The sequence below is a fragment of the Qipengyuania sp. R86523 genome, from assembly GCF_044596365.1.
GTDB lineage: Bacteria > Pseudomonadota > Alphaproteobacteria > Sphingomonadales > Sphingomonadaceae > Qipengyuania > Qipengyuania citrea.
In genome coordinates, this window is record NZ_CP138997.1 from 1,926,776 (window position 1) to 1,937,868 (window position 11,093).

7 protein-coding genes are annotated in these 11,093 nt (G+C 65.9%); 6 read left to right on the top strand and 1 reads right to left on the bottom strand.

Annotation, left to right across the window (positions count from 1 at the left end):
* Positions 1-103: 103 nt before the first annotated feature.
* Positions 104-1,798 (top strand): class I adenylate-forming enzyme family protein, encoded by a 1,695-nt coding sequence (locus SJY12_RS09445; RefSeq protein ID WP_397505195.1) that lies wholly within the window; start codon positions 104-106, stop codon positions 1,796-1,798.
* Positions 1,795-4,554, top strand: a complete 2,760-nt coding sequence (locus SJY12_RS09450) for a [protein-PII] uridylyltransferase (protein WP_397505197.1) — start codon at positions 1,795-1,797, stop codon at positions 4,552-4,554. The genes SJY12_RS09445 and SJY12_RS09450 overlap by 4 nt, the downstream gene beginning before the upstream one ends.
* A 42-nt stretch (positions 4,555-4,596) precedes the next feature.
* On the opposite strand, the gene SJY12_RS09455 is transcribed toward SJY12_RS09450, so the two are convergent.
* Positions 4,597-5,268 carry a YggS family pyridoxal phosphate-dependent enzyme gene (locus tag SJY12_RS09455; protein WP_397505198.1) on the bottom strand — a complete coding sequence of 224 codons (672 nt, stop codon included), beginning with the start codon at positions 5,266-5,268 and terminating at the stop codon, positions 4,597-4,599.
* A gap of 22 nt (positions 5,269-5,290) precedes the next feature.
* On the opposite strand from SJY12_RS09455, the gene SJY12_RS09460 reads away from it, so the two are divergent.
* The 4 genes from SJY12_RS09460 to ald all read left to right on the top strand — a co-directional run bounded on the left by SJY12_RS09460 (position 5,291) and on the right by ald (position 11,093).
* Entirely contained in the window at positions 5,291-5,818 is a 528-nt protein-coding gene (locus SJY12_RS09460) for a thiamine phosphate synthase (RefSeq protein WP_397505199.1), read from the top strand.
* Positions 5,819-5,874: 56 nt separating this feature from the next.
* Entirely contained in the window at positions 5,875-8,208 is a 2,334-nt protein-coding gene (locus SJY12_RS09465; protein ID WP_050601653.1) for a DNA translocase FtsK, read from the top strand.
* Between the two features lie 73 nt (positions 8,209-8,281).
* On the top strand, positions 8,282-9,856 hold the full coding sequence (locus SJY12_RS09470) for a DUF389 domain-containing protein (protein ID WP_063506465.1): 1,575 nt from the start codon (positions 8,282-8,284) through the stop codon (positions 9,854-9,856).
* Between the two features lie 121 nt (positions 9,857-9,977).
* Positions 9,978-11,093 (top strand): alanine dehydrogenase, encoded by a 1,116-nt coding sequence (ald, locus tag SJY12_RS09475; protein WP_397505201.1) that lies wholly within the window; start codon positions 9,978-9,980, stop codon positions 11,091-11,093.

The window sequence follows — 11,093 nt, forward strand, 5'->3', positions numbered from 1 at the left end:
GGCATAGCAGGGGTTTTGGGGAAAGCCTGCGTCGAGCCGCAATTACTGCGCGAGCCTCGATCACGGGGCCGCGCGCCGATTTGGAGAGGACACTACACCACCCATGCCGACACAACTCGACAAGGATATCAGCCGGATCACCCAGGCGGTTACCGCACCGGGACAGATGTTCGAACTGACCGAAACGACGCGCCGCGGCGTCACCATGCCGGCGTTCAAGAACGCGCCGCCCAGCCTGGCGCATTTCTTCGCGCATTTCTGCAACGAGAAGAAGGACGAGCTGTTCATCGTCGATGGCGACATGCGGCTGACCTTCGGCGAAGTCTGGCATGCCGCCAGCCATGTGGCGCATAGCCTGTCAAGCCAGCACGGGATCGAAAAGGGCGACCGCGTGGGTATCGCCGCGCGCAATTCGGCCAATTGGATCATCGCCTATATGGGCGTGATCATGGCGGGCGGCTGCGCGACGCTGCTCAACGGCTGGTGGACCGGCGAGGAAATGGCCTACGGAATCGGCCTGTGCGATTGCAAGCTGGTGCTGGCCGATGCGCAGCGCGCTGAGCGGCTCGAAGGCGTCGAACACGGCGCGAAGGTCGTCGTGTTCGAGCACGGCGTCCCGTCGGAAGGCCTCGCTCCCGTATGGGCGGCGGGCGACACCGCCATGACCATGCTGGGGCAGATCGGCCCCGACGATCTCGCCACCATTCTCTACACTTCGGGTTCGACCGGCCATCCCAAGGGGGCCTATTCGGATCATCTCGGCGTCGTTTCGGGCACGATGAACTACGTCTGCCAGACCGCGATGATGCTGCAGCTGCTGACCGAGCGCGGCGAAGCCCCGACGGTCCAGCCCAGCGCGCTGGTGGCGGTGCCGCTGTTCCACGTCACGGGCGAGGTCCCGCTGTTCCTGCAGAGCTTCGCCATGGGCCGCAAGCTGGTGCTGATGCCCAAGTGGGATGCGACCAATGCGCTCGAACTGCTCGACCGGGAACAGATCACCTATTTCGTCGGCGTGCCGCTGATGAGCTACGAGATCGCGGTTCACCCGGAACGCGAGAAATACGATCTGTCGCAGTGCAAGACCTTTGCCGGCGGCGGTGCCGCGCGCCCGATCGAACACGTCAAGAAGATCAAGGATGCCTTCAAGGACGGCTTCCCCGCGCTGGGGTATGGCCTGACCGAGACCAACGGCGTCGGCGCGGGCAATCTCAACGAGAACTATCTCGCCAAGCCCAACAGCACCGGCATGCCTTCGCTGCCGCTGGTCGACATGGCGATTCTCGACGACGATGGAAAGCCGCTGCCGCAGGGCCAGATCGGCGAGGTCTCGATCCGCTCGGTGTGCAACTTCCTCGGCTATTGGAAGAACGAGGATGCTACTAAGGCGGCCTATTCCGACGATGCCTATTTCCGCACTGGTGACCTCGGATACCTCGATGAAGACAATTACCTCTTCATTGTCGACCGCAAGAAGGACATCATCATCCGCGGCGGCGAGAACATCAGCTGCATCGAGGTGGAGGAAGCGATCTACGCGCATCCCAAGGTTGCCGAATGCTCGGTCTTCGGCCTGCCCGACGAACGCTTCGGTGAAATCCCGGCCGCAGTCTATTACCCGCATCCGGGACAGACGCTGTCGGTCGAGGAATTGCAGGACTTCCTGCGCGAGCACATCGCTCCCTTCAAGATCCCCTCGGTGATGTGGCAGAGCGAGGAACAACTGCCCCGCCTCGGCACGCAGAAGGTCGACAAGCGGACGGTCAAGGCCACCTACGCCAAGGAGCATCTTCCGGCTTGAGCACGACCCAGGTTCCCCGCCAGCGCGCGATCATCGACAGGCGCAGGCTTGCCTCCGAAATCGGCTCGCTGGTGGAGGAGCATGGCGAGCAGGCGCGTGGGCCGGTCGTGCAGCTGCTCAAGACCGCGCTCGACAAGGGGCGCGCCGAACTCGAGAGCCGGCTGGAGGCCAAGCCTTCGGCCGGCCACGAGAATGCGGGCGGTTTCGCCTTCCTCATCGACCAGCTGATCCGGGTGATCCACGATCACGCGACCACCCATCTCTACCCCAGCGCCAACCGTTCGCAGGCCGAACGGCTCACGGTGATCGCGGTGGGCGGCTATGGCCGCGCGGAAATGTCGCCGCATTCGGATGTCGATGTCGCCTTCCTCGTCGGCGGGAAGAAAACCGCCTGGTGCGAACAGGTGGTCGAGGCGATGCTCTACCTGTTGTGGGACCTCGGGCTGAAGGTCGGCCATTCGACCCGCACGCTGGACGAGGCGATGCGGCTGTCGAAGAACGATCTGACCATCCGCACCGCGCTGCTCGAAGGACGTTACGTCTGGGGCGACCAGGAGCTGTTCGAGGAAGGGTCGCGGCGGTTCACCGCCGAGGTCGTGCAGGGCAACCAGCGCAATTTCGTCACCGAGAAACTGGCCGAACGCAACGCTCGCCACAAGCGCATGGGCGACAGCCGCTACGTCGTCGAACCCAATGTGAAGGACGGCAAGGGCGGGCTGCGCGACCTCCACACGCTCTACTGGATCGGCAAGTTCATCCACCGGGTACGCACCGCTTCCGAACTGGTCGATGTCGGCCTGTTCACCCCGGCCGAGTATCGCAGCTTCCGGCGCGCGGAAAACTTCCTGCTGGCGGTGCGCAGCCACATGCATGTGATCACCGGCCGCGCCGAGGATCGGCTGACCTTCGATCTGCAGCGGCGCATTGCCGAACGCATGAAATTCGCCGAGCGGCCGGGCAAGAGTTCGGTCGAACGGTTCATGCAGTTCTATTTCCTGCAGGCGAAACGCGTCGGTTCGCTGACCGGCGTGTTCCTCGCGCATATCGACGACCAGTTCGAAGCCAAAACCGCGCGGCGCGGCTTCTTCGCCGGCTGGAAGCAGAAAGCCCGCCAGCTCAAGGGTTATCGCGTGTTCGGGGGCAAGATCGCCGCGCCTTCGGACGACTGGTTCAAGAAGGACCCGGTCCGGCTGATCGAGATCTTCCAGCTGGCCGAGGCCGAAGAGCTGGAGATCCATCCCGAAACCATGCGGCAGGCCGACCGCGACAGCGGGGCGATCGACAATGCGGTGCGCGAGGATCCGCGCGCCAACACGCTGTTCCTCGACCTGCTGTGCGGCCGCAACGATCCCGAAATGGTGCTGCGCTGGATGAACGAGACGGGCGTGTTCGGCAAGTTCGTGCCCGATTTCGGCAAGGTCAATGCGCAGATGCAGTTCGACATGTACCACCATTATACGGTGGACGAGCACACCATCCGCGCGATCGGCCTGCTCAACCAGATCGAGAAGGGCGAACTGGCGGACGACCATCCGCGCGCCACGCGGCTGATCCACAAGGTCGGTTCGCGCCGCACGGCCTATGTCGCGGCGCTGTTGCACGATATCGCCAAGGGCCGCGGGGGGGATCATTCGGTCCTCGGCGCCGAAGTCGCCGAGGACCTGTGCCCGCGGTTCGGCCTCAGCCCCAGCGAGACCGAAATGGTCGCCTGGCTGGTGCGCAACCACCTGCTGATGAGCCACACCGCACAGAAGCGCGATCTGACCGACCCCAAGACGATCGAGGATTTCGTCGCACTGGTGCAAAGTCAGGAACGGCTGCGCCATCTGGCCATCCTGACCGCGGTCGATATCCGCGCGGTCGGGCCCGGTACGTGGAACAGCTGGAAGGGGCAGTTGCTGGGCGAGCTGTACGATGTCTCAAGCGAACGGCTGCGGCTTGGCCACATGCGCCACGGGCGCGAACAGAAAATGGCCTACAAGCAGCAGGAAGTCGCCAAATTGCTGGGCGAGGACGCCGCGCTGGTCGATGAACTCGCCAAGACCATGGGCGATGCCTACTGGATCGCCGAGCCGACCGATATCATCGCGCTCAACCTGGTGCATTATGCCGCCGCCCGCGCGGCCGAACACGAGCTGTCGATCCACTGCGAATATTACGAAGCACGCGGGGCGACGCTGGTGACCGTGATCGCCGCCGACCATCCGGGCCTGTTCTACCGCATTGCAGGCGGCATCCACCTGGCGGGCGGGAACATCATCGACGCGCGCATCCACACCACGCGCAAGGGCTGGGCGCTGGACAATTTCCTCGTCCAGGACCCGCATGGCGAACCCTTCGCCGAGGCCGGCCAGCTCGACCGGCTGAAGAAAAGCATTGCCGATGCGCTGGCCAACAAGGTCGACCTCGCCCCGCGGCTGGCGCAGCGCCCGCTGCCGCACAGCCGGGCCCGCGCCTTCGACGTCGCCCCGCGGGTGTTGTTCGACAACAAGGCGTCGAACAAGTTCACCGTCATCGAAGTCAATGCGCGCGACCGGTCCGCGCTGCTCAACCGGCTGGCCCGGGCGCTGTTCGAAAGCCGGCTGGTGGTCCATTCCGCGCATGTCACCAATTACGGCGAACGCGCGGCGGATACCTTCTACGTGACCGATCTCACGGGCGGGAAACTGCAGCCGGGCGACCGGATGAACCGGATCGAAGCGCGGCTGATGGAAGCGGCCAGCGATGCCACGCAGGACCGGCTAGAGAACGCCTAGCTCTGCACTCCTCCGCCTTGCCGTTCGAGGACGGTCCAGTAGCTACCCCGCAGCAGGGCGGGCGCCGAACAGGGCCGTGCCCACGCGCACATGCGTCGCACCCAGCTTGATCGCGGTTTCGTAATCCCCGCTCATTCCCATGCTGCGCCCTTCCAGCCCGTGATCGCGCGCCAGCTTGTCGAGAAAAGCGAAGAACGGAGCTGGCTCGATGTCCTGCGGGGGCAGGCACATCAGGCCCGCTAGCGGAATGTCCGCCTGCCGCGCCTGTTCGATCAGCGCGGGCAATTCCGCCACCGGGCAGCCCCCCTTCTGGTCCTCTTCACCGACATCGACCTGGATGAAGCACGGCACGCGCTGGCCTGATTTGTCCATCGCCTTGCCCAGCGCCTTCACCAGGCTGGGGCGATCGAGCGAGTGGATCGCGTCGAACAGGGCGACCGCGTCCTCCGCCTTGTTCGATTGCAGCTGCCCGATCAGGTGCAATTGCACCGCCGGATAGGCTTCGCGCAACGCGGGCCATTTGCCCTGCGCCTCCTGCACGCGGTTCTCGCCGAAGTGGCGCTGTCCTTCGCCCAGCACCGGTTCGATCGCCTCTGCGGGATGCATCTTGCTGACCGCGATCAGCGTCACTTCTTCCGGTTCGCGGCGGGCGATCCGGCAGGCGGCGGCAATATTGGCCTGCACGTGTTGAAGCGGGGTCTCTGCCTTTTCCATCGCAGCGCGCTATAGCGACAATATGCGCGATAAACAGTCCCTGCCGCTGATCTGGTTGCTGAGCGATGCCCGCAACGATGCGCAGCTGGAACAGGCGCTCGCCGACCTGCCGCGGGGATCGGGTTTCGTCTTTCGCCACTACCACCAGTCCCCCGAGGCGCGGCGCGCGCGATTCGATACGCTCGCCGCGCTCGCGCGCCGGAGTGGGCATGCGGTGGTCCTTGCGGGGACGCAGGACTGGGGCGCCGATGGCCGCTATGGTGCGCCCGAGCGGCTGGGGCCGGGCCTGCGCCTCGCGACTGCGCATGACCGCGCCGAGATCGAAGCCGCGCTGGCCGCGCGCGCCGACGGTATCTTCCTGTCGCCGGTGTTTCCCACCGCGTCGCATCCCGGGGCAAGCACACTGGGCAGCGCCGGGTTTCACGCGCTCGCACGCCTGTCGAGCGTACCGGTGATCGCGTTGGGGGGCATGACCGCGGCGCGCGCGCGCGACCTTGGCTGGCCGCGCTGGGGGGCAATCGACGGACTCGCTTCGACGAAGGCCGCTTGACGGGCGACTCCCCGAAGATTCATACTGCACGCTTTCTACGGATCAGGGGAACACCGATGGCCTCGCGCGCAGGCGCAGCACCAGACTGGCGCGCGGCATTTCGCCGCAGCTTCCGCCGCGCCACGCACATGGCGGGCGCAGGACTGCTGTTCGTGCTGCTGGTCTTCCTGACGCTGGCGCTGGCCAGCTACACCCAGACCGATCCCAGCCCATCGACTGCCGCGAGCGATGCCAACATCGGCAATTGGATGGGCGCCAGCGGGGCCTGGGCCAGCGAACGCGCGCTCAATTTCCTCGGCCTGCCCGCCGTCCTGCTGCTGCCATTGCTCTATATCGCAGCGCGCCGGCTGTGGAGCGGCGTCGAGCGCGACGACGAGGACGAGACGCCCGGTCGCTGGTGGCGACCGCTGGCCATGCTGCTGGCCGCAATCGCCTTGCTCGGCACGGTGCTGGCGCTGGTGTTCGAACCGGGTAGCGGCAGCCTGCCCGCAGGACCCGGCGGTCTGTTCGGGCAATTGGGCGGCCTCGGGATCGAAGCGGTTGCCGAACGCTTCGGCGGCAGCTTTGCCGGCTGGATCGTGCTGGCGCTGGCGCTGGCTGCGCTGGGCGGCGGTATCGCGCTGGTCACCCGGGTGTTCGCGCTCGACTGGGCGCAGTTCCTGACACTGCCCGAATTCGTCAAGCGCAAGGCGCAGCTCCCCGAATTCGACCTGCCGCTGGCGCCCAAGAAACAGAAGCGCGCCGCCCCCGCCGCAAACGCGCCCGAAGACGCCGACCTGCCGGTTCGCGAACCGCGCCGCGCGCCCGAAATCGCCGACCCGGCGCCCACCCCCGCCCAGCCCAAGCCGGCCACGGCGAAGCAGCGCGACATGTTCGCCAATTACCAGTTGCCGAGCCAGGACCTGCTCGACGACGCGCCCGACAACACCGCGCCCAAGCTCGACAAGATGGCGCTCGAACGCAATGCGCGGCTGCTCGAGAACGTGCTCGACGACTTCAACGTGAAGGGCGAGATCACTGCGGTCCGCGCCGGTCCGGTGGTGACCATGTACGAGCTCGAGCCGGCGCCGGGCATCAAGGCCAGCCGCGTGGTCGGCCTGGCCGAGGATATCGCGCGCAACATGAGCGCGATCAGCGCGCGCGTTTCGCCCATCCCGGGACGCACGGTGATCGGCATCGAACTGCCCAATGCCGACCGCCAGATGGTCAGTTACAAACAGCTGTCCAATTCGGCCGCCTTCGTCGACCACAAGGGCAGCCTGCCGATGATCCTGGGCAAGGACATCGCCGGCGAACCGATCGTCGCCGATCTTGCCGCCATGCCGCACCTGCTGGTCGCGGGCACCACCGGTTCGGGCAAGTCGGTCGGCCTCAATGCGATCCTGCTGTCGCTGCTCTATCGCTTCACGCCCGACGAATGCCGCCTGATTCTGATCGACCCCAAGGTGCTGGAACTCAAGAGCTACGACGATATCCCGCATCTCCTCAGCCCGGTCGTCACCGAACCGCACAAGAGCGTGCGCGCGCTCAAATGGGCGGTCGAGGAGATGGAGAAACGCTATCGGATGATGTCGTCGGTCAACTCGCGCAATATCGCCGGCTTCAACGAAAAGATCCGCAAGGCAGCGGAAAAGGGCAAGCCGCTCGGCCGCCGCGTGCAGACCGGCTTCGACCCCGAAACGGGCGAGGAACTCTACGAGGAAGAGCAGCTCGATTACCAGCCGCTGCCGCTGATCGTGCTGATTGTCGACGAGCTGGCCGACCTCATGGTCACGGTGGGCAAGGAAATCGAGGTCCTGATCCAGCGCCTGTCGCAGAAAAGCCGCGCCGCCGGCATCCACCTGATCATGGCGACGCAGCGCCCCTCGGTCGACGTCATCACCGGCGTCATCAAGGCCAACCTGCCCACCCGGATCAGCTTCAAGGTCACCAGCCGCATCGACAGCCGCACGATCCTGGGCGAACAGGGTGCCGAGCAGCTGCTGGGCAAGGGCGACATGCTCTACAAGCCCAATACCGGCGCGATGATCCGCGTCCACGGTCCCTTCGTCTCCGACGAGGAGGTCGAGCGGGTGGCCGATCACTGGCGCGGACAGGGCAAGCCCGACTATGTCGATGCGGTCACCGAGGAGCCCGAGGACGGCGGCTTCAATTTCGAGGACGAGTTCACCGCCAGCGACAATCCCGACGAGCGCAAGTATCGCCAGGCCTGCCAGATCGTGATCGAGAACCAGAAGGCATCGGGTTCGTGGCTACAGCGCCAGATGGGCGTGGGCTACAACACCGCGGCCAAGTGGATCGAGCGGATGGAAAGCGAAGGCCTGGTCGGCCCCGCCAACCATGTCGGGCGGCGCGAGATCTTCCGCGATCAGGACGGCAACCCGCTGTAGCCATGCCCCGCACCGGCCCCACCGGGCAAATTAGGCGCGACGCGAGCAGATCAACGGGTTAGATCATCCGGCGATGAGTATTGCGAGCGAAACGACCGGACAGGTCGCCCGGGAAGAAAAGGCCGACAAGGCGGATGGCACTGCCCGCCGGCCGATCAGCCGCTGGACGATCCTGCGCGCATTGGCCGAAATCCGTATCTGGTGGCGCGACGGCGTGGTCGCCGATCTCGATCATGTCGCCACGGTCGAACGGGTTCGCGGCGAATCGCTGCTGACCAGCCGCTATATCTTCATGACTGCGATGAGCGCAGGCATCGCCATCCTCGGCCTGCTGCTGTCCTCGCCAGCCGTGGTGATCGGCGCCATGCTGCTATCGCCGCTGATGAACCCGATCATCGGTACCGGCTTCTCGCTCGCCACCGGTGATGCGGGCTGGTTGCGCCGCTGCGGCAAGGCGCTGATCGCCGGGTCGATCTTCGCCATATTGTTCTGCGCGCTGATCGTGTTCCTTTCGCCGCTGCAAACCGTGACCGAAGAAATCGCCGCGCGCACCCGGCCCAATCTGTTCGACCTGCTGGTCGCATTGTTTTCCGCGCTGGCAGGTTCCTATGCGGTGATTCGCGGGCGCGAGGGCACGATCGTGGGGGTTGCCATCGCCACCGCCTTGATGCCGCCGCTGGCGGTGGTCGGCTTTGGCCTCGCGACGTTCAACTGGACGGTCTTCGGCGGCGCGCTGGGGCTCTACGTCACCAACCTCGTGACCATCGGGCTGACCGCGGCCGTGATGGCGCGGCTGTACGGCTTCCAGTCGGACCTGACGCACCGCCAGAGCCGGGTGCAGTCGATCGGCATCATGGCGATTTTTATCGCGCTGGCGGTGCCGCTTGCCTTCTCGCTGCGCACCATTGCCTGGGAAGCCAATGGCCAGCGGATCGTCAATCAGGAAGTGGCGGAAGCCTTTACCGACCGCGCGCGGGTGGAACAGCCGATCGTCAACTGGGCCGCCAAACCGGTGACGGTCTCGGCCAGCGTCTTCACGCCCGAGTTCAACCCGTCGGCCGACACCGATGTGGCCGAGCGCTTGGCCGAACGGCTGGGCCGGCCGGTGGTCGTCACGATCGACCAGTTCCAGGTCGGCACCGATCCGCGCGCAGCCGAACAGGCGGCGCTGGCGCAGGCGCGCGCACGCGAGGCCGCCGAAGCAAGCGAGCGCCAGATTGCCGCGCTGGGCCGCAGCCTCGCGCTGATTGCAGGGGTCGAGCGCAAGGATGTGCTGCTCGACCGGGAGAACCGCCGCGCGCGGGCCGACGCGCGGCCGCTCGAGGGGCTCACGCTCGCCGGCTACCGCGAGCTCGAACAGCGGCTTGAAAACTCCACCCCGGGCTGGGCGGTCGAACTGCGCCCGCCGCTGTCGGCATTGCCCGAGATCAGCGTTGCCGAAGACGGTCTCGACAGCGCGAATGCGGGCCGGGTCGCCCTGATCGCATGGGCGGCGCAGCGTTCGGGCGTCAGGGTATCGCTGTCGGGGAGCGAAGCCGCCTTGCAGGCGGTCACCGGCGCGCTTGGCGATGACACCCGCCTGTTCGACACGCGAACCGAAGGCGAAGGCAATACGGTCGTGGCCGACTGGAGTGTGGCGACCGAATAGCGGCGCGGGAGCAGGCTGAAACGAGCGGCACGGGCCCCGGGGGCAAGGCGAAGCGGACGGGCCGGGCTTGCCGCATCTTGGTTGCAGTTGTAACGGACGCGCGCAATCAAGGAGTCCCCCCATGCGCATCGGCAGCCCCAAGGAAATCAAGAACCACGAATACCGCGTCGGCCTGACGCCCGAGAGCGCGAAAGAGCTCGTCATGCAGGGCCACGAGGTGTGGATCGAGACCCAGGCGGGTGCCGGCATCGACGCCAATGACGACCAATATGTCGCCGCAGGGGCGAAAATCGTCGACGGTCCCGATCCGATCTTCGCCGAATGCGAAATGGTGGTGAAGGTCAAGGAACCCCAGTCGGTCGAGCGCAAGAAGCTGCGCGAGGGTCAGATCCTCTACACTTACCTGCACCTGGCACCCGATGCGGACCAGACGAAGGAACTGCTCGACAGCGGCGTCACCGCGATCGCCTATGAGACGGTGACCGGTCCGCGCGGCCAGCTGCCGCTGCTCAAGCCGATGAGTCAGGTGGCCGGCCGGATGAGCGTACAGGCGGGCGCTACCGCGCTCGAAAAGGCGCATGGCGGACGCGGCGTGCTGCTTGGCGGTGTCCCGGGCGTCATGCCGGGCAAGGTCGTGGTGATCGGCGGCGGCGTGGTCGGCTTCAATGCCGCGCAGATGGCGGTCGGCCTCGGGGCCGACGTGACCATTCTCGACCGCGATCCCGAAGTGCTCGAAAAGGTCGGCACGCATTTCGAGGCGCGCGCCAGCACGCGTTTTTCCAACGCCGCCAATCTCTACGACGCAGTGACCAATGCCGACCTGGTGATCGGGGCGGTGCTGATCCCCGGGGCCGCGGCACCCAAGCTGGTGACACGCGAGATGCTCAAGGACATGCACAAGGGTGCGGTGCTGGTCGATGTCGCGATCGACCAGGGCGGGTGTTTCGAAACCAGCCGCGCGACCACGCATGCCGAACCGACCTATGTCATCGACGATGTCGTCCATTATTGCGTGGCCAACATGCCCGGCGCGGTGGCACGCACGAGCACCTATGCGCTCAACAATGTGACGCTGCCGCATGCGCTGCGCATCGCGCGGATGGGCTGGAAAGATGCGCTCGCCGCCGATCCGCATCTCGCCGAAGGGCTCAACGTCCACCGCGGCGAAGTGACCTATGAAGCGGTCGCCACCGAACTCGGCTACGACTATCGCCCGACGGCGGAACTGCTGCGCTAG

Excerpts from the sequence above, each read along its gene's own strand:
- SJY12_RS09445 (WP_397505195.1), top strand. The coding sequence starts at position 104 with ATGCCGACACAACTCGACAAGGATATCAGCCGGATCACCCAGGCGGTT.
- SJY12_RS09455 (WP_397505198.1), bottom strand. The coding sequence starts at position 5,268 with ATGGAAAAGGCAGAGACCCCGCTTCAACACGTGCAGGCCAATATTGCC.
- SJY12_RS09460 (WP_397505199.1), top strand. The coding sequence starts at position 5,291 with ATGCGCGATAAACAGTCCCTGCCGCTGATCTGGTTGCTGAGCGATGCC.
- SJY12_RS09465 (WP_050601653.1), top strand. The coding sequence starts at position 5,875 with ATGGCCTCGCGCGCAGGCGCAGCACCAGACTGGCGCGCGGCATTTCGC.
- SJY12_RS09470 (WP_063506465.1), top strand. The coding sequence starts at position 8,282 with ATGAGTATTGCGAGCGAAACGACCGGACAGGTCGCCCGGGAAGAAAAG.
- ald (WP_397505201.1), top strand. The coding sequence starts at position 9,978 with ATGCGCATCGGCAGCCCCAAGGAAATCAAGAACCACGAATACCGCGTC.